Genomic DNA, 22,769 nt, shown 5'->3' with positions numbered 1-22,769 from the left:
GGGGGGGGAGGGGGCGGGGGTCGTGGTGACGGTGGCTCAGGCGGTGTGGCGGACCGAACGGGCCAGGATGCCGAGCCCCTCGTCGAGTTCGTCGTCCGTCGCCGTCAGCGGCGGCAGCAGCTTGACCACCTCGCCGCGCGGACCCGAGGTCTCCACCAGGAGCCCGGTCTCGAAGGCGCGTCGGCACACGGCCTCCGCGCGCTCCCCGTCGGCGAACTCCAGGCCCCACACGAGGCCCCGGCCGCGGACCGTCAGGCCCATGCGCCCGTCGCCCGCGCACAGGTCGAGCAGGGCGCTCTCCACCCGGTCGGCCCGGCCCAGGGTGCGTTCGCGCAGGACGCCGTCGCGCCAGTACGCGTCGAGGGCGGCCGTGGCGGTGACGAAGGCCGGGTTGTTGCCGCGGAAGGTGCCGTTGTGCTCACCGGGCTGCCACACGTCGAGCTCCGGCCGGAACAGGCAGAGGGCCATGGGCAGGCCGTAGCCGCTGATGGACTTGGACAGGGTGACGATGTCGGGCGTGATGCCCGCCTCCTCGAAGGAGAAGAAGTCGCCGGTGCGTCCGCAGCCCATCTGGACGTCGTCGACGATGAGGAGCATGTCGTGCCGGCGGCACAGCTCCGCGAGCCCGCGCAGCCACGCGGCCCGCGCGACGTTGATGCCGCCCTCGCCCTGGACGGTCTCGACGATCACGGCCGCGGGGTGGTCGAGGCCGGAGCCCGCGTCGTCGAGGAGCCGCTCGAACCAGAGGAAGTCGGTGAGCTGTCCGTCGAGGTAGTCGTCGAAGGGCATCCGGATCGCGTGGTGCAGCGGGACGCCGGCGCCGGCGCGCTTCGCGGCGTTGCCGGTGACGGCGAGCGAGCCGAGCGACATCCCGTGGAAGGCGTTGGTGAAGGACACGACGGTCTGGCGCCCGGTGACCTTGCGGGCGAGCTTCAGGGCGGCTTCCACGGCGTTGGTGCCGGTGGGGCCGGGGAACATCACCTTGTAGGGCAGCGAGCGGGGTTCGAGGACCGTCTCGTGGAAGGTCTCGAGGAAGTCGCGTTTCGCGGTCGTCGACATGTCGAGGCCGTGGGTGACCCCGTCGTCGGCGAGGTAGTCGAGAAGTGCGCGCTTGAGCGCGGGGTTGTTGTGGCCGTAGTTGAGCGAGCCCGCGCCGGCGAAGAAGTCGAGGTACGGACGCCCCTGTTCGTCGTACAGCCTGCTGCCGGTGGCGCGTTCGAAGACGACGGGCCACGCACGGCAGTAGCTGCGGACCTCCGACTCCAGGGTCTCGAAGACGGAGGGGGTCCCGAGGGCGGTGGGGGCGGCGATGTCGATCAGGGTCACGGAGTCTCTTCTCCAGAGGTGGTTCGGGTGCGTGGTGGGCGCGGACGAGGGCTCAGGACGCCGGGGCGCCGAGGGGACCGATGCGGTACAGCACCTCGGACTCGTGCCCCGAGGAGGGGAACGTGGCCGAAGGGAACAGCACCTCCTGCGTCAGGTCCGCGCCGTGTCGACGCGCGTAGGACCGGAACAGCCGGTCGGACGCGAGGTTCCCGGGGGTGACGGTGGCCTCGACACGGCTGACTCCGTGCTCGGCGGCCACGCGTGCGGACAGGGCGTCGAGCAGGGTCCCGGCTACCCCGCTTCCGCGGTGCGAACCCTCGACGGCGACCTGCCAGACGAAGAGCGTCCCCGGCGCGTCCGGACGCAGATAGCCGGTGACGAAGCCGATCGGGCGTCCGGAGGCGTCACGGGCGACGGCGGTCGTGTCGGCGAAGTCGCGGCACCACAGCAGATAGCTGTACGGGGAGTTGAGGTCGAGTTCCCCGGAGCCGCGGGCGATGCGCCAGAGCTCGGCGCCGTCCGCGATGGTCGGGGGTGTCGTGCGGGCAGTCGTGCGGGCTGTGGTCATGGGCGCCGAAGCTACCGAGTGGATCTCGGAACTTCCTGGGGCTGGACCCTTGTTCGGCGTGTGGTGATCGTGATAGGTGCGCCGACGGCCTCCGTGCCGGGAATGCATGCTTCACCGCACGGCAAAGGGTGGCATAAAGGGGCGAAATGACCGTTTATAACGGCTGGATAACGCCTGGTGGGCGTGTCCATCGTTCACGCGAAGAGCGTGAGAAGATCTGCGATTTCGCGTTTGAAGGCGGCGGGAGCGGTCAGGCGTATAGGCCCTCCGAACGCGCGGGAGCCGGGCCGGGTGCTGCGAGCCCGGCCCGGCTCCGTTCGGTCCTGCGGTGGTGCGGGTGCGAGGGCTACCAGATCGCCTCGACCCACTCGGGGTGGTCGATGAACGGGTTCCGGTTGCCCTGGTAGGTGCCGTAGATGACGTCGTTACGGCGTTCCTCGAAGGCGCTCGGCGGGTCCTGCTGGTTCCACTGCTTCAGGATCGAGAGACGGCCGTGCCAGGGGACGCTGCCGTTGGACGTCGACTCGTTGGGCTCCAGGTCGGCCCAGGCGTCGTCACCCTCGTACCGGACGGCCATGTAGAGGATCATTCGGGCCACGTCGCCCTTGTCGGCGTTGCGCGGCTCGAAGGAGTTGGAGTCGGTGTAGCTGCCGGTCGCGCCGCTGACCGCGCTGCCGCCGAAGTCCCAGTCCTTGTTGCCGCGGATGCTGTTGACCTGGACGTCGCAGGCGCGCAGGTGGTGCAGGTCGGTGCCGGGGCCGGCGGAGGTGCCGAAGCTGCCGTGGGACTGCGCCCAGACGTGCTCGCGGTTCCAGTCGCCCACGTCGCCCCCGTTGAGGGACTTGCTGCGCGAGACGCCGCTGTACAGCAGGACCACGTTGGCGGTGTTGTTGGGATCCTGGTCGGTGACCTTGAGCGCGTTCCAGACCGCGTCGTACGAGATCTTGCTCTGGCTGCTGATGATCGTGTGCAGCGAGGACTTCAGGCTCGTGCCGGTCTTGCCTATCGCGTTCTTGTAGTACGTGGTGTCGTACGCGGTGGTCGTGGCGCTCGCGGGAGTCGCGGTGACCGCGGGGAGCGTGACGCCGACGAGGGTCGCGGCGACGGCCGCCGCCCACACCTTCCATCTGCCGATCCGCACAACGGACATGGGGGGCCCTTTCCCGGGGACGGTACGCGCGGGGCGGCGGGAGCCGACTCAAGGATCCCGCTGTCTACGCGTGTTGACTTCGTGTCACCGGGAGGGTGGCACACGTCAGGTACCTGTCATGTAACGGGGAGGAGGCTGTTCCATGACGTTCTCGCATATGGAACGACAGGACGGGCCTGAGGCCTGATCCGAAGGCGGGCCCAGGCCCCGGCCGCCGCGCGTTCAGATGCTCCGGACGCCCACCGGCATCCCCTTCGGCTCCTTGATCCGCTTCATGATGATCTGGGAGTTGACCTCGGTGACCCCGGCCAGCGTCGTCAGACGCTCGATCCACAGCCGCTCGTACGCCGCGAGGTCGGCCACCGCGATGCGGAGCAGGCACCCCGGGCTCCCGAACAGGCGGTACGCCTCGATGACGTCCGGCACGTCCTGGAGCGCCGCCTCGAAGGCCTCCACCGTCTCCCGGTCCCGTCGCACCTCCACCGAGACGAGGACCTCGAACCCGCGGCCCACCGCCTCCGGGTCGATGATCGCCCGGTAGCCCTGGATCACCCCGTCCTGCTCCAGCTGGCGCACCCGCCGCAGGCAGGGGGACGGGCTGAGCCCCACCCGCTGGGCCAGCTCCTGGTTGCTCAGCCGCCCGTCTTCCTGGAGCTCGCGCAAGATATGCAGATCGATTCGGTCCATGGCGCAATTATCTACCACGGTGAAACATTTCCTCGGCCGATTTCGCAATCGTCTTGCGCGCCTCCTGTCCTATCGTTGCGGAGCAGGAGATTTGGGTACGGAGTGAGGACGGCAGGCATGAAGCGGACGAACGACGGGGGAGCGCGCCGGATCGTCGTCATCAGCACCGGCGGCACGATCGCGAGCCGCTGGCAGGGCACCGGCTACGCCGCCGACGCCTCCGGCAGCGACGTCCTGGCCACCGCCCCCCTCCCCGAGGGCGTCACCGTCGAGGTCGTCGACCTCTTCAACGTCAACAGCTCGCGCATGACCGCGGCCCACCAGCTGACCCTCCTGCGCACCGTCCACGAGACCCTCGCCGACCCCGGCGTCGACGGCATCGTGATCACCCACGGCACCGACACCCTGGAGGAGACCGCCTTCCTCCTGGACCTGCACCACACCGACGTCCGCCCGGTCGTCCTCACCGGCGCCCAGCGCCCCTTCGGCACCGGCGACGGCGACGGCCCCGGCAACATGTACGACGCCCTCCAGGTCGCCGCCACCGTCAGCGACCTCGGCGTCCTCGTCGTCTTCGACGGCCGCGTCCACGCGGCCCGCGGCACCGTCAAGAGCCAGACCCTGGCAGCCGACGCCTTCTCCGACCCCTCCGCCGAGCGCCTCGGCCGCGTCGGCTTCTCCCGCGTCGACATCGAACGGCAGCCGGAGCGCCCCACGCCGCTGCCGCTCCCCGCCGCCGCGCACACGGCGGTCCCCGGCGCCACCGGCCCCGACGCCGTCGCGCTGCCCCGGGTCGACATCGTCACCCACCACTCCGACGGCGACCCGTTCCTGCTGAACGCGGCCGTCGCCGCCGGCGCCCGGGGCATCGTCCTCGAAGCCACCGGCGCGGGCAACGCCACCCCCGAGATCGCCGCCGCCGTGGCCGACGCCGTCGCCCAGGGCGTCCTCGTCGCCGTGAGCACCCGAGTGCCCGCAGGGCCGCTCGCCGAGATCTACACCGGCGGCGGAGCCGTCGACCTCGTCGCCGCTGGGGCGCTGCTCACCGGCACCCTGCGTGCCGCCCAGGCCCGGATAGCCGTCCTCGCCACGCTCCTCGCCGAGGGCGGCGCGGGCACGGGCGACCCGGCCCGCGGCACGGCCCTCCTGCGCCGCCTCCTCGAAGGACCGGTCCGTGTGGAACCGGCCCTCGCCACCGGCGGCTCCCGCTCGGCCTCGGCGGTCGCCGCCCGCGCGTAGGGCCGGTCGAGCCGGGTCGCCGAGACCGGACAGGTCCCGTCCCGGCGCACCCCCCCCAGAACCCCGGTTCGCGGGCGGCGCCCTCCCGCCCGCCCGCGAGCCGGAGCCAACTTCCTCGCACGGTCACCCTCAGAGCCGTACGGCCCTGCCGCCCGGCCGTCTCGGCGTGCCCGCGGCGCCTCCCTCGTACGACCGCACGCACCCTCCCCTCCCCAAGGACCGCATACATGCTTCCCGCCCCGGCCCCGCACCCCGCTCCCGTCCGCCGCGAGCACGATCTGCTCGGTGACCGGGACGTCCCCGCCGGCGCCTACTGGGGCGTCCACACCCTGCGCGCCACCGAGAACTTCACCGTCACCGGCACGCCGATCTCCGTCTACCCGCTGCTGATCGACGCGCTCGCCGCCGTCAAGGAGGCCGCGGCCCGCGCCAACGAGGAACTCGGCCTGCTCCCCGCCGACAAGGCCGGTGCCATCGCCGGTGCCTGCCGGGAGATCCGTACGGGACACCTCCACGACCAGTTCGTCGTCGACGTGATCCAGGGCGGCGCCGGCACCTCCACCAACATGAACGCCAACGAGGTCGTCGCCAACCGTGCCCTGGAACTCCTCGGCCACGCCAAGGGCGACTACGACCGCCTCCACCCCAACGAGGACGTCAACCTCGGCCAGTCGACGAACGACGTCTACCCGACCGCGATCCGCATCGCGGCCATCGGGGCGGCCCGCGAACTCCTGAAGGCGATGGCCGTGCTCCAGGACGCCTTCGCCGCCAAGGCCCTGGAGTTCCGCGAGGTCGTGAAGATGGGCCGCACCCAGCTCCAGGACGCGGTGCCCATGACGCTGGGCCAGGAGTTCTCCACGTACGCCGTGATGCTGGAGGAGGACCGCAGCCGGCTCGCGGAGGCCGTCGAGCTCATCCACGAGATCAACCTCGGGGCCACCGCCATCGGCACCGGCCTCAACGCCGCGCCCGGCTACGCCGAGACCGCCCGCCGCAATCTCGCCGAACTGACGGGCCTGCCGCTCGTGACCTCCGCCAACCTGATCGAGGCCACGCAGGACTGCGGCGCCTTCGTGCAGCTCTCCGGAGTGCTCAAGCGCATCGCGGTGAAGCTCTCCAAGACCTGCAACGACCTGCGGCTGCTGTCCTCGGGCCCGCGTGCGGGGCTCAACGAGATCAACCTGCCGCCGGTGCAGGCCGGTTCCAGCATCATGCCCGGCAAGGTCAACCCGGTGATCCCCGAGGTCGTCAACCAGGTCGCCTTCGAGGTGATCGGCAACGACATCACCATCACCATGGCGGCAGAGGCGGGACAGCTCCAGCTCAACGCCTTCGAACCGGTCATCTTCCACGCCCTGTCGAAGAGCCTCCTCTCCCTGCGCGCGGCCTGCCTGACCCTCGCCGAGCGCTGCGTCAGCGGCATCACCGCCAACACCGAGGCGCTCCGGGCGGCCGTCGAGAACTCCATCGGCCTCGCCACCGCCCTCAACCCGCACCTCGGCTACACCGCCGCCACGGCCATCGCGCAGGAGGCGCTCGCCACCGGGCGCGGAGTCGTCGAACTCACCCTGGAGAAGGGGCTGCTGCCCGCCCACCGGCTCGCCGAGCTGCTCACCCCCGAGCGCCTCACCGGCGCCCCGGGGACGTCCGTGGTCCGATGAAGTTACCCGTCGGTTTCGCGTGACTTCCCCGACGCGCGACAGTAGAACATGTTCCCATTCGCTCACGAGTGAGGAACATCACATGAGTGAACACCCCGTGTCCGCGAAGGGAACCGGCGGCGTCAGCCGTCGCCGGTTCCTCGCGGGAACAGGTTCTCTTCTCGGCGCCGCCGCCCTCGCCGGCCAGACCGTCCCCGCCCATGCCGACACCGGCCTCACCGCCATCCCGCACAGCCCCCTGCCCGCCGGCTCCCACGTCCGCGCCCTCGTCATCGGCACCGGCTACGGCGGCTCGGTCGCCGCCCTCCGCCTCGCCCGCGCGGGCGTCGCCGTCCACATGGTCGAGATGGGCATGGCCTGGGACACCCCGGGAGCCGACGGCAAGATCTTCGCCAACACCACCACGCCCGACTACCGCTCCTTCTGGCTGCGGACCCGCACCAAGCAGCCCTTGAGCAACTTCCTCGGCTTCCCCCTCGACAAGGACGTCCCGCGCCACACCGGCATCCTCGACGCCGAGGACTTCGCCGGCATCACCGTCTACCAGGGCCGGGGCGTCGGCGGCGGCTCCCTCGTCAACGGCGGCATGGCCGTCACACCGCGCCGCGAGAACTTCGCCGCCATCCTCCCCACCGTCGACGCGGGGGAGATGTACTCCACGTACTACCCCCGCGCCAACGCCGGACTCGGCGTCACCGCCGTGGACCCGGCCTGGTGGGAGAGCGCCGCCTGCTACCAGTACGCCCGCGTCGGCCGCAAGCACGCCCAGCGGTCCGGCTTCCCCTTCGTGTTCGTCCCGAACGTCTACGACTGGGAGTACATGAAGCAGGAGGCCGCCGGGGCCGTACCGAAGTCGGCCCTCGACGGCGAGGTCATCTACGGCAACAACCACGGCAAGAAGACCCTCCAGAAGACCTACCTCGCCCAGGCCGCCGCCACCGGCCGCGTCAGCGTCTCGGCGCTCCACAAGGTCACCTCCGTCACCCCGGCGCCCGGCGGGGGCTACACGGTCGCCGTCGACCAGATCGACACCACGGGCGTCACCCTCGCCAGCAAGACCGTCACCGCCGACAAGGTCTTCTTCGCCGCCGGCAGCGTCGGGACGAGCAAGCTCCTCACCCGCCTGAAGGCCACCGGCGCGCTCCCCGCCCTCAACGGCGAGATCGGCAGGGGCTGGGGCGACAACGGCAACGTCATGTGCGGCCGGGCCAACCACATGTGGGACCCGACCGGCAAGCTCCAGTCGGCCATGCCCACCGCCGGCATCGACAACTGGGACGCGGGCGGGGCCTTCGCCGAGGTCGCCCCTCTGCCCACCGGCATCGAGACGTACGCCTCCTTCTACCTCTCGATCACCAAGACCCCCCACCGGGCCGAGTTCACCTGGAACCCGGCCACCGGCAAGGTCGACCTGAGCTGGGACCGGGCCTGGAAGCAGACCTCCATCGACGCCGCCAGGACGATCTTCGACAAGATCAACTCCAAGGAGGGCACGATCTACCGCACCGACCTCTTCGGCGCGTACAAGATCTGGGGCGACCACCTCACGTACCACCCGCTCGGCGGCGCGGTCCTGGGCAAGGCGACCGACAACCACGGCCGGCTCCACGGCTACACCGGCCTGTACGTCATCGACGGCGCCTTGATCCCCGGCAACGCCAGCGTCAACCCGTTCGTCACCATCACGGCGCTCGCCGAACGCAACATCGAACGGATCCCAGGGAACGCCTCGCAAGGCGGAGGAGGGCGCCATGGCGGAGCCATGGCAACCGACGACAACGCGGCGAGGTGCGGTGCCGGACCCCGCGAGCCCGGCATGATCCAAACGAAAGGCCCTAGTGCGTCGGCAGCACGCACACCGTGTCGAGCCCGAGCACCCGGTTGAGCCTGCCGAACGCCAGCCAGGAGCCCAGACTCATCGTCAGCTCCACGATCTCCTCCTGGCTGTAGCGCGCCGTCATCCGGCCCCAGAACTCCTCGTCCAGACCGTGATGGTCGAGCGCGTACCGCTCCGCGTACTCGGCCGCGAGCCGCGTCCGCTCGTCGAAGGCCTCCGAGACCTCCGTCTCCCGCCACGCCGCGACGACCTCGTCGAAGCCCTCCTCGACCTTCACCCCGTCCCGGTCCGTACGCCAGTCCAGACAGAAGCCGCACCCGTTGATCTGCGCGATCCTCAGGCGCGCCGCCTCGAACTCGCGCAGTCCCAGAGTCGTGTGGGCGTACACCGACAGCGAGAAGTTCGCCGCCGCCGTCCCGATCTCCGGGACCATGTCGCCCCACACGTACCCGATCGGCTCCTGGCCCTCGGGGATGTCGATGATCACCGCGGTCTCCTTCCCAGTTTCCCGACCGCCGGCCGCAACGGCACGTCCAGCGCGTCGTACAGTCCAGGCCCGGCCGCCACCAGCCAGTCGATCGCCCCGACGAGCCGGCCGACCGCCGTGGCGTTCCCGCCCGCCGACCTGTTCTCGCCCTCGGCGGTCGCCGCCACCGTCACCTCGATCCGGGGACTCCCCTCGACGATCACCCGGTGCGCCCCCGCGCCGTCCGGCGGCACCGGCCAGTCCGGCGCGCACGAGGCATGGATACGGGTCACGTGCTCGATCACGATCCGCGGCTCGCCGCCGACGATCCCCTGCACCTCGAAGCGGATCGCGCCCTGCGTACCCGCCTCGAAGACGCCCATCGTCCGGGTCTTCACGGTGGACTCCAGCGGGCGCCGGTCCACGGTCTCGCGGATCTCGTCGAGCTCCGCGCCGAGAGCGCGTGCCATCAGCCGCACCTGACCGCCCCACACCATCGTCGGCACCGAAGGCAGCAGCATCGGCGGCTCGTACGCCATCGGCCGGCCCATCCCGATCAGGTCCCGGACCGACTCCTCCTGCTCGTACGTCGAGTAGTCGAAGATCTCCTGACAGCGGATCACGTCCACGGTGCTGCCGAGCCCGCTCACGAGCAGCGGCAGGACGTCGTTGCCCCAGCCCGGATCGACCCCCGACACGAACAGCGAGCCGCCTCCCTCGGCGACCGCCGCGAGCACCGGATCCCGGAACTCGGGCGGCGCGTTGCGCTGGTCGTACAGCGGATAGAGCGCGGGCGTGACCACCACCGCGCCCGCCCGCACCGCACGGGCCACGTCGTCGAGCGCTCCGTCGGGCCGGGTGTCGCCCGAGGCCGCGTACACCACCGCCCCGGGCCGCCCGTCGAGCACCGCCCCGACGTCGTCGACGGCCACCACGCCGAGATCGTGCCCGAGACCCGCGAGCCGCCCCGCGTCCCGTCCGACCTTCGCCGGATCGGCGACCAGCACGGCCACGAGCTCAAGACCTGGATGGGCGTCCACGGCGCGGATCGCCGCGCGCCCGACATTTCCGGTACCCCACACCACCGTCCGAATCATGCGCGGAGGGTAGCGCCGGGCACCGAAGGTTCCCAGCCCTACGACGAGGCCATCTGATGCACCGTCAGGTCGGCTGTCCGGGCAGAAGGGCGCGCCCCGTGCCGCCGGTCGACCGCCTTCCGGTGCGCGGACGACACGGCCGTACGGGTGAGGGCACCGGCGGCGCGGCAGCGCCGCACGCCGAACGGGTACGGATCGCAGCACTGCCCCCGGCCAGGAGGATCCGTCCATGTCCGTCCGCAAAGGCGCCCCCGCGCTGCTGAGCGCCGGCACACTGTGCGCGGCACTGTTGCTCACCGGCTGCGCGAACGGCGCACCGTCCGCCCCCGCCGCGTCCGGCGGGCCGGCCGTCACGTCCCCGCCCGCAGCCGGCGACTCCCGCCCCGAAGGCGCGCCACCCCGTGCCGCGGGCGAGGCGGCGAGCAGCCTCGCCTCCGCCGCCGTACCCGTGCCCCGGATTCCCGGCGTCGGCCCCGCCACCCAGGGCCTCGTCCCCGACGGCACCACCCAGGCACTCGTCGTCACCGGCGCCACCGCCGACGACAACACCTCCACCGCGACGCTGTACGAGCGGAGCCCCGGCGGGGTCTGGACCGAGGCCGCGGGACCGTGGCCCGCCCACAACGCGCTCAAGGGCTGGACCGCCGATCACCGGGCCGGTGACCTGCGCACCCCGATCGGGGTCTTCCGTATCGGTGACACCGGCGGCCGGCTGCCGGATCCCGGCGCGCGCTTCCCGTACGACCAGGACCAGGAGTTCGCCATCAGCGGCACCGGCTTCTCCGGCGAGCCCCTCGAAGGCTCCTTCGACCACGTGATCGCCATCGACTACAACCGGGTACCGGGCAGGACGCCGCTGGACAAGGAGCGCCCGCTCGGCGCGGGGAAGGGCGGCGGGGTCTGGATCCACGTCGACCACGGCGGACCCACCCAGGCCTGCGTGGCCCTGGAACGCGAGGCCCTGCGCGAACTGATCCGCGCACTCGACCCGGCCGCGGAACCCGTCGTCGTCATGGGCCCGGCCCCCGACCTCGCCCGCTGAGCCCGCCGCGACCGGCGGGCCCCACCGGGCCCCACCAGGCTTCAGCCTTTCCCGCCGGTCCCGACCGCCCCCCGGAACGAGGCCGTGTGGCCGCGGACCTGCTCCGGTGTCAGGTACGCGTCGGTGTACTCGAAGTCCCGCAGCGTGCCCGCCTTCGACGCCAGGAACCCGGTCCGTACGAAGTCGTCCCCGGCCACGGCGTTCAGCAGCCAGTTCGTCATCACCCGGGTCTTGGCCACATTGGTCCGCAGGGCCGCCCAGTGGTACGCGCGGGCCACGGCCTGCGCGGGCATGCCGTGCAGCTCCACGCCGAGCGGCTTCGACACGCCGTCCAGCCCGCCGAGGTCCACCACGAGCCCCAGGTCCTTGTGCGCGTACGGCCGGGTCCGCTCCCCGCGCAGCGTCGCGACCAGGTTGTCGGCGACCGCCTTCCCCTGCCGCATCGCGTGCTGCGCGGTCGGCGGACAGATCGCGCCCTCCTCGCCCTTGGCGAGGTCGGGCACCGCCGCCGCGTCGCCCAGCGCCCACAGCCCGTCGAAGCCCGGCACCGCCATCTCGGCCGAGACGGCGAGCCGGCCGCGGAGGGTCTCCGCGCCGAGCGTGCCGATCAGCGGGCTCGCCGCGACCCCGGCCGTCCAGATCAGCGTCCGGCTCGGCAGCGCCCGCCCGTCGGTGAGCGTGACCGTCTCCTCGTCCACCGAGGCCACCGACACTCCCAGCGACACCTCGATCCCGCGCCGGGTCAGGATGTCCATCGCGGCGGCGCCCAGCTTGTCGCCCAGCTCCGGCATGAGCTTCGGCGCGATGTCCACCAGATGCCACTTGATGAGCTGGGGGTCGATGCGCGGGTACCGCTTGACCGCGTTGTGGGTGAGCTGCTGGAGACAGGCCGCCGTCTCCGTGCCCGCGTATCCGCCGCCGACCACGACGAACTGCAGCCGGGCCGCCCGCTCCGCCTCGTCGTTGCTCGCGTCCGCCAGGTCCAGCTGGGCGATGACGTGGTCGCGGATGTACACCGCCTCGGCGAGCGTCTTCATCCCGCGCGCGTGCTCGGCGAGCCCAGGGATGTCGAAGCTGCGGGTCACGCTGCCGGGCGCGAGCACGAGATGGTCGTACGGCTCGGTCACGTACTCGCCGGAGATCGTCCGCACCACGCAGACCTTCGCCGCCGTGTCCACCCCGACCACGCCGCCCGGCACGATCCGGGTGCGGTGCCGTTCACTGCGCCGCAGCGACAGCGCGACGGACTGCGGGGTCAGGACACCGGCGGCGACCTGGGGGAGGAGCGGCAGATACAGCTGGTACGAGAACGGCGAGAGCAGCGCGATGTGCGCCTCCCGCTCGGTGAGCCGCCGTTCGAGCCTCCGTACGCAGGCCACTCCGGCGAATCCCGCGCCCACCACGAGAATCCTCGGTCGCGTCACGCTGTCCGCCCTTCCGTAGGAGCGTGCAAGGAGCCATCGGATACGGCTCGACAAGCCCATGTGGCAGTTTTCGCCGACTCTCAGTCGTTCACCCTTTCTATCGCCATTGCGCCGGTATCGCTCCTCGGCGTGAACGCGGCCCCGGTCAGAGGACCGCGATCCCCAGCGGACGCGAGCCCGCGGCGAGGCGCCGGGTGTCGCCCGAGTCGAGGTCGACGATGCTCAGACCGTCCCAGTACCCGTTCCGGGTGAATCCACCGGTCACGTAGGCGGTTTCTCCGTCCTCCGACACGGCCACGCTCTCGTGCGGCCCCTCCAGCGGGTGGACCCGCTCGGCCCCGCCGGGAGTCCGGACCGTGAGGGAGGGCCCGCGGTCCACGTCGGGGTCGATCGGCCCCGTGCCCACGGTCAGGAGCGTCCCGTCGGCGGTCACCGTGGCCCCGTGCTGATGCGTGTTCGCCGTCATCGGCTCGATCGTGGTGCGGCCGGTGCGGGGGTCGACGACCGCCAGGCGCTCGCCCTCGAAGGGCAGCAGCAGCTTGCCGTCCGAGGGTCGTACGGCCGTGTAGTGCGGCTTGAGCCAGGAGCCGAGCCCGCCCTCGGTGCCGTACGGGGCGACTTCCACCCGGCGCGGCTCCAGCGTCCCCGCCGCGACGACCGTGACGTCGAAGGAGTCGTGGTTGGTCGCGTACACCTCCGCGCCGTCCCGCGACACGTCCACGTCGAAGGGGCGCCGGCCCACCGGCACGGTGTCCGTGACCTTCAGGGTCGCCGTGTCGATCACCTCCAGGGTGCCGTTCCCGCCGGGCACGTTGACCCCCACGTACGCCCGTCGTCCGTCCGGCGCGAGCGCGATGCCCATCCCGCCGCCCCGGTACTCGCCCGTGGTCACGGGCCCGGCGTCCGTCTCGTACGGAACGAGCGCGAGCCGCTGCCGGGTCGCGGTGTCCACGACCGCCACGCCCTCGGCGGTCGCCACCCAGGCCCGCCCGTCCGCACCGACCACCAGGCCGTACGGCGCGGTGCCGACCTTCACGGAACCCGTGGCACCGCGCGCGGGGTCGACGAAGGTGACCGTGTCGGAGCCGAAGTCGCCGACCAGGAGCGTGCCCGGCGCCGGTTTCCCGGTGGGCGCGGCCGGCGCGGGCGTCACCGTGACGGAGGAGGCTCCCGTGGGGGACGTCCCGGCCGGTGGCGTCGAGCCCGACGCCGAAGCCGACCCTCCGGATCCGAGCGCGCACCCGGCGAGCAGGGCCACGGCCGCCGCTCCGGGCAACAGGACCCGGGCGGTTCGGGACGTACGGCGGTACTTCGTCATGTCGGACTCCTCGGTACGGCGAACACGGGCGGTCCCGTCCGGAGCCGGGCCGCACCCTGCCCCGATCCTCCGACCGCGCACGGCGCCGTACGGTCCGACAGGCGGCCCCCGGTGCGCGGCGGGACGGACGACACCGGGGTCGGCCGATCGGCTGACCCGCCCGGCCCCCGGAGCCCTCTGCGTCCGCCGCGGTCAGCGTCCGCCGCGGTCAGCGCCCGACGCGGCCGGCGCTCGCCGCGGTCAGCGATCGACTCCGCCCAGGAAGCACAGCACCCGCTCGACGCACAGCGCGGCGGCCTCCGGCACGTGGGACGGCGCCCCGGCCTCCGCGAACAGGTGCGCGCTGCCCGGGTACAGGAACAGCCTCCGGTCCGCCGCGTCCGCCACGAGCGCGCGGGCCGCCGCCAGATCACCCTCGTCGACGAAGTACGGGTCGGCGTCCATCCCGTGCACCTGCACGGGCACGCCGTCCGGCCAGGACCCGCCGAACTCCGTCACCGGCACGCAGGCCCCGAACAGCAGGGCGCCGCGCGCCCCCGCTCTGGTCTGCGCCAGCTTCTGCGCGGGCAGCACACCGAGCGAGAACCCGGCGAGGACGATGTCCTCCGGCAGTCCCTCGGCGGCGCGCTCGCCGCGTGCCACGAGCGTGTCGAAGCCGATCTCCTGGGCGTATCCGCCGCCGGCCTCCAGGTCGGTGAACGTCCGCCCGTCGTACAGGTCGGGCACGTGCACCGTGTGCCCGGCCCGCCGCAGCTCGTCGGCGAACGCGCCGACGCCCGGCGTCAGCCCGAGCGCGTGGTGGAACAGCAGAACCTCGGCCATGTCGTCATCCCCTGATCCCGTGCGAGGCCCGCCCCACCGTGGCACGGGCCGTCCGGGCAGCAGCATGGCGCACGGCACTGACAACGCCCGGAACCCGGCGGACCGGGGCGGAGCGGAGGGCTGTCGTGAGGCCACCGGACCGGCCGGGCCGACGCGAGGAGGCCTACCGCATCGGACGGTGCGGCAGCACGGCGCCCGCCTGGCCCACGACCCCCGCGTGCCCGTTGACGCCCATCTGCCCGCCGACGCCCATCTGCCCGCCGGGCCCGGTGTGCGCGAGGGCGCCGGTGTGCGCCACGGCACCCTGCGGTCCCGCGACGCCCTGCGGCGGTACCTGGATGACCCGGCTCAGGTCACGCAGAACCTCCTCGGCGACCTGGCGGACGTCACCCGGAACATCCCCCCGCTCCCGTATGAGCTCGGCGTAGATCGGTGCCGTGCCGTCCGCGTGGTTCATGGGGCTCGCTTCCTTCGTCTGCGCCGGCGACGTCACCGGCGGGGAGACGGCGAGTCTACGGGGCACCACCGACACGCCCGGGATCGGGAGCCCGCACATTCCCTCCCTTCCCGGCCCGGACCCGGAAAATCGCTGTTCTCCCCGGCCCCGCCGACCGAGAATGGATCATCGAACACCCGGGAGGGACCCCATGAGCCAGGCGACCCTGACTCTGCACGACCTGATGCCGTCCGAGGAACTGGCCACCGCGCTCGCGGACGGGCACGTCACGCGCAAACGACACCCCGCGCTGCCGCTGTCGATCTACACGTACACGCGCGCGTGCCAGTACGCCCAGCACTGGAACCGGGCGACCACGCGCTGCCGCGGCCTCGTCGCCGACGACAGCACCGGACGGATCGTCGCCCTCCCCCTCCCCAAGTTCTTCAACGTCTCGGAACACGCCACCGGGCGTCCCTACGCGCCGCCGCTGCCCGACGAGCCCTTCGAGGTGTACGACAAGGTCGACGGCAGCCTCGCCGTCGTCTTCCACTACGACGACCGCTGGCACGTCGCCTCCAAGGGCTCCTTCACCAGCGCCCAGGCGACCTGGGCACAGCGCCGCCTCGACGCCGCCGACACCACGGGCCTCACGCCCGGTGTGACGTACCTCGCCGAGATCCTGTACCCGGGGAACCGCATCGTCGTGAACTACGGCGAGCGCCGCGACCTCGTCCTGCTCGCCGCCTTCGGCCACGACGGCACCGAGATTCCCCTCGCCGAGGCCGCCACCGGCTGGGACCCCGTCGGCTCGATCGTCCGCACCTGGCCCGCCATGAGCGTCGCCGAGCTCGTCGCCCTCACCGAGTCCAACACCCTGCCGGGCGGCCACCGGGCCACCGGCACCGACGCCGAGGGCTTCGTCCTGCGCTTCGCCTCCGGCCTGCGCGCGAAGGCCAAGCTCGCCGAGTACGTCCGCCTCCACAAGGTGCTCACCGGGGTCACCGAGCGCGACATCTGGCGCGGCCACGGCATCCAGCGCTTCGCCGCCCTGCCCGCCGCCGAACTGGCCAAGGGCCTGGGCTGCGCCCTCGCCGAGGTCGAGGCCTCCGGCGGCAAGCCCCTCGACGCGCTCCTCGAACAGGTGCCGGACGAGTTCGACGCCTGGGTGCGCGAGGTGATCGCCGGCCTGGAAGCGGCCGCCGCCGAGCGCGAGCGGGCCGTCGACGAGGCGTACGCCCGCCTGGCCCACCTCGCCGGCGACCGCGGCGCCTTCGCCCGCGCCGCCGCGGGCGTGTCCGACCGCGGGCTGCGCGCCGCCCTGTTCCTCCGCCTCGACGGGCGCCCCACCGACCTCCTCGTGTGGCGGCAGCTGCGCCCCGAGACCGCCGACCCCTTCGCCACCGACCAGGAGAACTGACCGTGCCCGTCGTTCACGTCATGACCGGCCTCCCGGCCTCCGGGAAGACGACGGCCGCCCGCGCCCTCCAGGCCGCCGCCGAGGGCCGCGTGCGCCGCGTCAACCTCGACGACCTCCGCGCCATGCTCGACCTCCCCGCGACCGGCTCGGCCGACCGGGGCCACTCCCGCACCCACGAGCAGACCGTCCTCGGCATCCAGGACGCCGCCGTTCGGGCGGCCGTCGACGACGGCTTCGACGTCGTCGTCGACAACACGCATCTGACCCCGCACATCCCCAAGCGGCTGAAGGCCGCCGTCGCCGGCCTGGCCACCTTCGCCGTCCACGACTTCACGTCCGTGCCCGTCGACGAGTGCGTCCGCCGCGACGCCGCCCGCGAGCGGCCCGTCGGCGAGGAGATCATCCGGATCCTCGCCGACAAGCACGCCAAGGCCACCCGGGGCGGCTGGCGGCTCACCGCGGACTGGCTCAACGACCAGCCGACGGTCGAGCCCTACGTCGCGGATCCGGGCCTGCCCACCGCCGTCATGTGCGACATCGACGGCACCCTCGCCCTGCGCGTCGACCGGGGGCCGTACGACTTCACGCGCTGCGACCGCGACCTGCTCAACGTCTCCGTGCGTGACGCCCTGCGCGCCTTCCGGCACAGCGAGAGGGACCGGATCGTCCTCCTCTCCGGCCGGAGCGAGGACCACCGTGCCCTCACCGAGAGCTGGCTCGCCCGCCACGAGGTGCCCTACGACGAACTGTGGATGCGGGCGTCCGGCGACGGCCGCGGCGACGACGTGGTGAAGGCGGAGCTGTTCGACGCCCACGTACGCCACCGGTACGCCGTCCGCGTCTCCCTCGACGACCGGGACCGCGTCGTCGCTCTCTGGCGCCGCATGGGCCTGCCCACCTGGCAGGTGAACTACGGCGCCTTCTGACGCCGGCGAGGCCGTCGCGACGCGGGGGTGGGACGGCCCACCCCCGCCGTCGTGTCAGGATCGTGGGATGGTGGAAAAGATCATCGCGGCCTGCGACGGCGCGTCGAAGGGAAACCCCGGGCCCGCGGCCTGGGCATGGGTCATCGGCAGGACCGACGGCGGCATCGACCGCTGGGAGGCGGGCCCGCTCGGCCGGGCGACGAACAACGTGGCCGAACTCACGGCCCTGGAACGGCTGCTCGAAGCGCTCGACCCCGCCGTGCCCGTCGAGGTCCGGATGGACTCGCAGTACGCCATGAAGGCCGTCACGACCTGGCTGCCCGGCTGGCGCCGCAAGGGCTGGAAGACCTCCTCCGGCAGCCCCGTGGCCAACAAGGAGCTGGTCGTCCGGATCGACGCGCTCCTCGCCGGCCGGGACGTCGACTTCGTCTACGTGCCCGCGCACCAGGTCGACGGCGACCCCCTGAACGACGCGGCCGACCGCGCGGCCAGCCACACCGCCCGCACCCAGGAGCCCACGGGCTCGGACGCCGGTGCCCCGCTGCCGCCGCCGCCGGAGGCCCCGACACGCGCCTCCACGCCCCGCGCGCGCTCCTCCGCGCCCTCCGGCTCCGCGGGCGCCTCCTCCGGTCGTCCCTCCGCGCGCGGGACACGCCCGTCGGGCGCCACGCTCAAGGCGAGATTCGCCGGCCGCTGCCGCTGCGGAAAGGCCTACGACAAGGGCGAGACCATCTCCAAGAACCCCGACGGCTGGGGCCATCCCACCTGCGTCTGAACCGTCTCGCCGTCCGACTGGCGGGCGGCCCCGTCCGTTGTCTGAGACCGGTCCGACCCGGGCGCGCGCGAGCCTTCACCCGCGCGTGTACCCGGGTTCTCCCGGGGTTCTGTTCTCCGAGCGCTTGTGGCTGCATACTGTCCTCCTCGCACCGGTGACGAACCGTTTTACCTGCTTGTTTGTCGCTCTCACGACAAGATCGACACCGGCGAGAACCTCCCCCCTGCTACCGCCGCGGTCACCCCACGGCGGAAGCTCTCCCTGCCCGTGAAAGACCCGAGGTTCCGTGCCAGTACCTGTTCTCCTGACCGGGCGCTCCGTGCGCCTGGAGCCGCTGGCGATGCGGCACGCCGAAGCCCTCGCCCGGGCCGGCGGGGCGGACCGAGCGGCCTACGCCTTCACCCCCGTACCCGACGGCTTCGAATCGGCCCTCGACTACATCGCCCGTGCCCTGACCGATCAGGCGGCAGGACGATCCCTGCCCTTCGCCCTGGTCAGTACGGCCGACGAACGAGTCATCGGTTCGACCCGGTTCCTCGAACTCGACTACTGGAGGGGCCCGCTCACCTGGCCCCCCCTACCCGGCATGCCGCACGGAGATCCGCTGACCTCCGTGCCGGACGCCGCCGAGATCGGCAACACCTGGATCGCCGGGGACGCCCGGGGTACCGGCATCAACACCGAGGCCAAGTACCTCATGCTCCGGCATGCCTTCGAAGCCTGGGGCGTCCGGCGCATCACCATGCGCGCCGATGCCCGCAACACCCGCTCCAGAATCGCGATCGAACGCCTCGGAGCGAGCTGCGAAGGCGTCCGCCGCGCCCACTCGCGCGGGCTCGACGGAGCCGTCCGCGACACGGCCTTCTACTCGATCCTCGACGAGGAATGGCCCACCGTCCGCGACATCATCGAGCTCCGCCTGTCCACCCCCCGCCAGGTGCGCGTCCCCCAGGACCTGCTCCCGGCCTGAACCCTTCCGTCACCGCTCCGGCGGGGGCTCGCGCCCCCGTCGGAGGAGTGGTTCCATGGAAGTGACGGGAAGGACTCCACAGTGAGGACACGGGGTAGCGGCCCTCACGGACCGCGCACCGTGCAATCCGGATCCGCGAGAAGCGGATGAGTCCTTCCCGCCCTCGCGTGCCTCCCCCCTCTCGTCCTTCCTCCCTCACGTCCCACCCCTCACGTCCTTCCCGCCCTCGCGCCCGTCCCGCCCTCGTGTCCCTGCTGCCCCAGGCCTCGGCCCCCGGCACCCCCGGTGACAGGACCGCCTGCCGCTCGTCCCTCCGCACCCGCCCGGTACGGTGATCGCGACAGCGAGCCGCGCCAGCCGAAGGGACCGAGTGATCGTGCCGACCGGAACCGCCGACGTACTCCTCCGGACGGAGGGCCGGGCCGGGATCATCACCCTGAACCGCCCCCGCGCCATCAACGCGCTCACCCACCCCATGGTCCTGGCCGTCGACGCGGCCCTCACGGAGTGGGAGCACGACCCGGCGGTCGCCACCGTCGTCATCGAGGGCGCCGGGGAACGCGGTCTCTGCGCCGGCGGCGACATCCGCGCCATCCACGACGACGCCCGCGCCGGCGGCACCGCCTCGGCCGCGTTCTGGCGCGACGAGTACCGGCTCAACGCCCGCATCGCCCGCTACCCCAAGCCCTACGTCGCGCTCATGGACGGCATCGTCATGGGCGGCGGCGTCGGCGTCTCCGCGCACGGATCCGTCCGCGTCGTCACCGAGCGCTCACGGGTCGCCATGCCGGAGACCGGCATCGGATTCGTCCCCGACGTCGGCGGCACCCACCTCCTCGGCCGCGCCCCCGGCGAACTCGGCACGCATCTGGCCCTCACCGGAGGCCACGTCGGCGCCGCCGACGCGATCCTCACGGGCCTCGCCGACCATTTCGTCCCCTCCGCCGAACTCCCCGCCCTGCTGCGCGACCTGACCCGCCTGCCCGCAGAGGAGGCCGTCGCCCTCCACACCGCCACGGCCCCGCCCGGCGTCCTCGCCGAGCAGCGGGAGTGGATCGACGCCTGCTATCCGGCCGAGACCGTCGAGACCGTCCTGGAGCGCCTCTTCGAGACCGGGCTGCCCGCCGCCAAGGAGGCGGCGACCACCCTCCTCACGAAGTCCCCGACCGCGCTCAAGGCCACCCTGGCCACCCTCCGCCGCTCCCGGACCCTCGCCACCCTCGAAGAGGTCCTCGACCTGGAGTTCAGGGTCTCCTGCGCCGCCCTCACCACCCCCGACCTCGTCGAGGGCATCCGCGCCCAGGTCGTCGACAAGGACCGCGACCCGCACTGGACCCCGGCCCGCCTCGACGAGGTCACGGACGAGGACGTCGCGCGCTGCTTCACCGCGCCCCCCGGCGGCGACCTCGGCCTCGCCGCCGCCCGCCGGACCCGCGAGGACCGGGGAGCCCGGGCCGGCGCATGACCACGACCACCTCCTTCCAGCCCGTGCTCGACCGCATCGCCGAGGAGATCGCCGGACTCACGGAGCGGGGCACCCCGGCCGACTACATCCCGGCCCTCGCCGCGGGCGACCCGACGGACTTCGGCATGGCCGTCGCCGAACTCGACGGCACCGTCTACGGGGTGGGGGACTGGCGCCGCCCCTTCTCCACCCAGTCCGTCACCAAGGTCTTCACCCTGGCGCTCGCCCTTGCCGGGGAGGGCGAGGAACTCTGGGACCACGTCGGCAGGGAACCCTCCGGCGACCCCTTCAACTCCCTCGTCCAGCTGGAGTACGAACAGGGCATCCCCCGCAACCCCTTCATCAACGCCGGCGCCCTCGTCGTCACCGACCGCCTGCACCGGCTGACCGGCGACGCCTCGGGCAGCCTGCTCGCCTTCCTCCGGGCCGAGAGCGGCAACCCGGACCTCGCCTTCGACACCGGCGTGGCCGCGTCGGAAGCCGCTCACGGCGACCGCAACGCGGCCCTCGCCCACTTCATGGCCTCGTACGGCAACATCACAGGACCCGTCCCCGACCTGCTGCGCGAGTACTTCCGCCAGTGCTCCCTCGAAGCCTCCTGCGCCGATTTGGCCCTGGCCACCGGCTTCCTGGCCCGGCACGGCCTGCGCGCCGACGGCAGCCGCCTGCTGACCCGGAGCCAGGCCAAACAGGTCAACGCGGTCATGCTCACCTGCGGCACCTACGACGCGGCCGGTGACTTCGCCTACCGCGTGGGCCTGCCGGGCAAGAGCGGCGTCGGCGGGGCGGTCGTGGCCGTGGTCCCGGGGCGCTGCACCCTGTGCGTCTGGAGCCCGGGCCTCGACAGCCGGGGCAACTCGGTGGCGGGCGTGACGGCGCTCGACCGCTTCACCACGATCACGGGCCTGTCCGTGTTCTGAGCCCCGCGCACCCACTGCCCGCGCACCCACCGCCCCAGCGCCTTCGCCGTTCAGGCGACGAGCAGGCGCAGGCCGAGATCCGCCGCGTCGAGAGAGGCCAGGTCTCCGTTGCGTTCGGCCCACCGGCCCGACCGGAGGTCGTCACCGAGGCTCCGCACCGCCCGCCGCTCGGCCTCGGGCCCGGCCTTCGTCCACACGGACATCGCACGGCGTACGCGCTCCTCCAGGTACAGGTCCGGCCGGCGCCAGTACGCCTCGAACAGGCCGTCGGCGCAGTCCCAGGGAACGGGCACCGTCTCGGCGCGCGCGCCGATCGCGTCGGCCATCCCGGCGAGGGACGGGAAGTCCGCGAGGAGGGCGGCGAACTCGGGCAGGTAGTCACGGGTGAGCCAGAACCGGTCCTGCCAGCCGGGCTCGTCGGTGTCGAAGGTGAGCACCACCACCCGGCGGGCCACGCGCCGCATCTCGCGCAGCCCCGCCATCGGGTCGCCCCAGTGGTGGACGGTGGAGACGGCCATCGCCACGTCGAAGGAGCGGTCCCCGAACGGCAGGTTCTCCGCGGTGGCGGCCACGCACGGCGCCGCGCCGGCGGGCCGCTGACCCCGCATGACCGCCGAAGGCTCCACCGCGGTCACATGGCGGTCGGCGGGCTCGTAGGAGCCGGTGCCCGCGCCGACGTTCAGCACCGTCCGCGCGTCCCCGAGCGCCTCCAGGATCTGCGCGGCGATCCGCGGATCGGTCCGCCGGGTCGCGGTGTAGGCGCCGCCGATCTCGTCGTACAGCCGTGCGCCGAGCATCTCCAGTTGCTCCTCCGGTGTCACCCGCAGCCCCTTCGCCCGTACCTGGAGTTCCCTGTCGATGGCCGTCACCATGGCCTCGGCGCGGTCACGCCGCTCGACGAGCAGCCCGCGCAGTCGGCGCAGACGCGCGACCGCGTCCGTCGACGGGTCGCCGACCAGTTCCGCGACCTCGCGCAGACCGAAGCCGAGGCGCCGGTAGGCCAGCACCTCCCTGAGCCGCTCCACGTCGGCCGCCGAGTAGGCCCGGTAGCCGGCCGCGGTCCGCGTCGACGGGCGCGCGAGCCCGATCTCGTCGTAGTGATGCAGCGTGCGGACGCTCACGCCCGCCAGCTCGGCCACGCGTCCCACGGTCCAGTGATCTTCCACGCCGTCCTCCCCGCCTTCCTCCACGCCGGCGACTATGCGGCCTGACGTCAC

Annotated in this window: 21 protein-coding genes; 10 read left to right on the top strand and 11 right to left on the bottom strand. The window is 72.7% G+C overall.

The features are described from left to right. Positions 1-36 precede the first annotated feature (36 nt). The 4 genes from ectB to IO20_RS0129285 all read right to left on the bottom strand — a co-directional run bounded on the left by ectB (position 37) and on the right by IO20_RS0129285 (position 3,731). The gene (ectB, locus tag IO20_RS0129300) at positions 37-1,326 is read right to left on the bottom strand and encodes a diaminobutyrate--2-oxoglutarate transaminase (protein ID WP_425423756.1); all 1,290 of its coding nucleotides are present in this window, start codon (positions 1,324-1,326) and stop codon (positions 37-39) included. Positions 1,327-1,378: 52 nt separating this feature from the next. Beyond that, a complete protein-coding gene (gene ectA, locus IO20_RS0129295; protein ID WP_030555271.1) occupies positions 1,379-1,894 on the bottom strand; it encodes a diaminobutyrate acetyltransferase in 516 nt (171 codons plus the stop codon). Between the two features lie 346 nt (positions 1,895-2,240). After that, positions 2,241-3,044 (bottom strand): endonuclease I family protein, encoded by an 804-nt coding sequence (locus IO20_RS0129290; protein ID WP_030555269.1) that lies wholly within the window; start codon positions 3,042-3,044, stop codon positions 2,241-2,243. Between the two features lie 222 nt (positions 3,045-3,266). Continuing rightward, a complete protein-coding gene (locus IO20_RS0129285) occupies positions 3,267-3,731 on the bottom strand; it encodes an Lrp/AsnC family transcriptional regulator (protein WP_030555267.1) in 465 nt (154 codons plus the stop codon). A 117-nt stretch (positions 3,732-3,848) separates the two neighbouring features. On the opposite strand from IO20_RS0129285, the gene IO20_RS0129280 reads away from it, so the two are divergent. From IO20_RS0129280 to IO20_RS0129270, 3 genes are all read left to right on the top strand, one after another. Beyond that, the gene (locus tag IO20_RS0129280; protein ID WP_030555266.1) at positions 3,849-4,970 is read left to right on the top strand and encodes an asparaginase; all 1,122 of its coding nucleotides are present in this window, start codon (positions 3,849-3,851) and stop codon (positions 4,968-4,970) included. Between the two features lie 227 nt (positions 4,971-5,197). Then, positions 5,198-6,634, top strand: coding sequence for an aspartate ammonia-lyase (locus IO20_RS0129275; RefSeq protein WP_037636477.1), 1,437 nt, complete (start codon positions 5,198-5,200; stop codon positions 6,632-6,634). Between the two features lie 82 nt (positions 6,635-6,716). Continuing rightward, positions 6,717-8,519 (top strand): GMC oxidoreductase, encoded by a 1,803-nt coding sequence (locus tag IO20_RS0129270; RefSeq protein WP_245685087.1) that lies wholly within the window; start codon positions 6,717-6,719, stop codon positions 8,517-8,519. On the opposite strand, the gene IO20_RS0129265 is transcribed toward IO20_RS0129270, so the two are convergent. Next, complete coding sequence (locus tag IO20_RS0129265; RefSeq protein WP_030555262.1) at positions 8,470-8,958, bottom strand: carboxymuconolactone decarboxylase family protein; 489 nt, start codon at positions 8,956-8,958, stop codon at positions 8,470-8,472. The two genes, IO20_RS0129270 and IO20_RS0129265, sit on opposite strands and share 50 nt — an antisense overlap. Then, on the bottom strand, positions 8,955-10,034 hold the full coding sequence (locus IO20_RS0129260) for an NAD(P)H-dependent amine dehydrogenase family protein (RefSeq protein WP_030555261.1): 1,080 nt from the start codon (positions 10,032-10,034) through the stop codon (positions 8,955-8,957). The genes IO20_RS0129265 and IO20_RS0129260 overlap by 4 nt, the downstream gene beginning before the upstream one ends. A gap of 229 nt (positions 10,035-10,263) precedes the next feature. On the opposite strand from IO20_RS0129260, the gene IO20_RS0129255 reads away from it, so the two are divergent. Then, positions 10,264-11,076, top strand: coding sequence for a L,D-transpeptidase family protein (locus IO20_RS0129255; protein ID WP_030555255.1), 813 nt, complete (start codon positions 10,264-10,266; stop codon positions 11,074-11,076). A gap of 41 nt (positions 11,077-11,117) precedes the next feature. Here IO20_RS0129255 and IO20_RS0129250 read toward each other — a convergent pair whose 3' ends face one another. The 4 genes from IO20_RS0129250 to IO20_RS37795 form a co-directional block, all read right to left on the bottom strand. Next, positions 11,118-12,500, bottom strand: a complete 1,383-nt coding sequence (locus tag IO20_RS0129250; RefSeq protein WP_030555253.1) for an NAD(P)/FAD-dependent oxidoreductase — start codon at positions 12,498-12,500, stop codon at positions 11,118-11,120. A gap of 145 nt (positions 12,501-12,645) precedes the next feature. After that, positions 12,646-13,818, bottom strand: coding sequence for a YncE family protein (locus tag IO20_RS0129245; RefSeq protein WP_030555252.1), 1,173 nt, complete (start codon positions 13,816-13,818; stop codon positions 12,646-12,648). A gap of 240 nt (positions 13,819-14,058) precedes the next feature. Next, complete coding sequence (locus tag IO20_RS0129240) at positions 14,059-14,640, bottom strand: dienelactone hydrolase family protein (RefSeq protein ID WP_030555250.1); 582 nt, start codon at positions 14,638-14,640, stop codon at positions 14,059-14,061. Between the two features lie 163 nt (positions 14,641-14,803). Then, positions 14,804-15,097 carry a hypothetical protein gene (locus IO20_RS37795; protein ID WP_030555248.1) on the bottom strand — a complete coding sequence of 98 codons (294 nt, stop codon included), beginning with the start codon at positions 15,095-15,097 and terminating at the stop codon, positions 14,804-14,806. A 190-nt stretch (positions 15,098-15,287) separates the two neighbouring features. Here IO20_RS37795 and IO20_RS0129230 point away from each other — a divergent pair, with 190 nt between their 5' ends. The 6 genes from IO20_RS0129230 (at position 15,288) to IO20_RS0129205 (ending at position 21,552) form a co-directional block, all read left to right on the top strand. Further along, complete coding sequence (locus IO20_RS0129230) at positions 15,288-16,496, top strand: RNA ligase (protein ID WP_030555245.1); 1,209 nt, start codon at positions 15,288-15,290, stop codon at positions 16,494-16,496. Between the two features lie 2 nt (positions 16,497-16,498). After that, entirely contained in the window at positions 16,499-17,422 is a 924-nt protein-coding gene (locus IO20_RS0129225; protein ID WP_078946208.1) for a phosphatase domain-containing protein, read from the top strand. A 67-nt stretch (positions 17,423-17,489) separates the two neighbouring features. Beyond that, a complete protein-coding gene (locus IO20_RS0129220) occupies positions 17,490-18,197 on the top strand; it encodes a ribonuclease H family protein (protein ID WP_030555241.1) in 708 nt (235 codons plus the stop codon). A 286-nt stretch (positions 18,198-18,483) separates the two neighbouring features. Further along, positions 18,484-19,167 carry a GNAT family N-acetyltransferase gene (locus IO20_RS0129215; RefSeq protein ID WP_030555239.1) on the top strand — a complete coding sequence of 228 codons (684 nt, stop codon included), beginning with the start codon at positions 18,484-18,486 and terminating at the stop codon, positions 19,165-19,167. 370 nt (positions 19,168-19,537) lie between these two features. Beyond that, on the top strand, positions 19,538-20,632 hold the full coding sequence (locus IO20_RS0129210; protein ID WP_030555237.1) for an enoyl-CoA hydratase/isomerase family protein: 1,095 nt from the start codon (positions 19,538-19,540) through the stop codon (positions 20,630-20,632). Next, a complete protein-coding gene (locus tag IO20_RS0129205) occupies positions 20,629-21,552 on the top strand; it encodes a glutaminase (RefSeq protein WP_030555234.1) in 924 nt (307 codons plus the stop codon). The genes IO20_RS0129210 and IO20_RS0129205 overlap by 4 nt, the downstream gene beginning before the upstream one ends. 50 nt (positions 21,553-21,602) lie before the next feature. Here the strand turns inward: IO20_RS0129205 and IO20_RS0129200 are convergent, their stop codons facing one another. Beyond that, entirely contained in the window at positions 21,603-22,700 is a 1,098-nt protein-coding gene (locus IO20_RS0129200; RefSeq protein WP_030555232.1) for a MerR family transcriptional regulator, read from the bottom strand. Positions 22,701-22,769: the final 69 nt, after the last annotated feature.

This window comes from Streptomyces exfoliatus, from assembly GCF_000725545.1.
Lineage (GTDB): Bacteria > Actinomycetota > Actinomycetes > Streptomycetales > Streptomycetaceae > Streptomyces > Streptomyces exfoliatus.
The sequence above is the reverse complement of the archived record's forward strand: the minus strand, read 5'-3'. Positions and strand labels throughout refer to the sequence as shown.

What these genes read in the sequence shown, in the direction of transcription:
- IO20_RS0129285 (WP_030555267.1), bottom strand. Translation starts at nt 3,731, where the DNA reads ATGGACCGAATCGATCTGCATATCTTGCGCGAGCTCCAGGAAGACGGG.
- IO20_RS0129240 (WP_030555250.1), bottom strand. Translation starts at nt 14,640, where the DNA reads ATGGCCGAGGTTCTGCTGTTCCACCACGCGCTCGGGCTGACGCCGGGC.
- IO20_RS0129245 (WP_030555252.1), bottom strand. Translation starts at nt 13,818, where the DNA reads ATGACGAAGTACCGCCGTACGTCCCGAACCGCCCGGGTCCTGTTGCCC.
- IO20_RS0129230 (WP_030555245.1), top strand. Translation starts at nt 15,288, where the DNA reads ATGAGCCAGGCGACCCTGACTCTGCACGACCTGATGCCGTCCGAGGAA.
- IO20_RS0129275 (WP_037636477.1), top strand. Translation starts at nt 5,198, where the DNA reads ATGCTTCCCGCCCCGGCCCCGCACCCCGCTCCCGTCCGCCGCGAGCAC.
- IO20_RS37795 (WP_030555248.1), bottom strand. Translation starts at nt 15,097, where the DNA reads ATGAACCACGCGGACGGCACGGCACCGATCTACGCCGAGCTCATACGG.
- IO20_RS0129205 (WP_030555234.1), top strand. Translation starts at nt 20,629, where the DNA reads ATGACCACGACCACCTCCTTCCAGCCCGTGCTCGACCGCATCGCCGAG.
- IO20_RS0129260 (WP_030555261.1), bottom strand. Translation starts at nt 10,034, where the DNA reads ATGATTCGGACGGTGGTGTGGGGTACCGGAAATGTCGGGCGCGCGGCG.
- IO20_RS0129255 (WP_030555255.1), top strand. Translation starts at nt 10,264, where the DNA reads ATGTCCGTCCGCAAAGGCGCCCCCGCGCTGCTGAGCGCCGGCACACTG.
- IO20_RS0129290 (WP_030555269.1), bottom strand. Translation starts at nt 3,044, where the DNA reads ATGTCCGTTGTGCGGATCGGCAGATGGAAGGTGTGGGCGGCGGCCGTC.
- IO20_RS0129280 (WP_030555266.1), top strand. Translation starts at nt 3,849, where the DNA reads ATGAAGCGGACGAACGACGGGGGAGCGCGCCGGATCGTCGTCATCAGC.
- IO20_RS0129220 (WP_030555241.1), top strand. Translation starts at nt 17,490, where the DNA reads ATGGTGGAAAAGATCATCGCGGCCTGCGACGGCGCGTCGAAGGGAAAC.
- ectA (WP_030555271.1), bottom strand. Translation starts at nt 1,894, where the DNA reads ATGACCACAGCCCGCACGACTGCCCGCACGACACCCCCGACCATCGCG.
- IO20_RS0129270 (WP_245685087.1), top strand. Translation starts at nt 6,717, where the DNA reads ATGAGTGAACACCCCGTGTCCGCGAAGGGAACCGGCGGCGTCAGCCGT.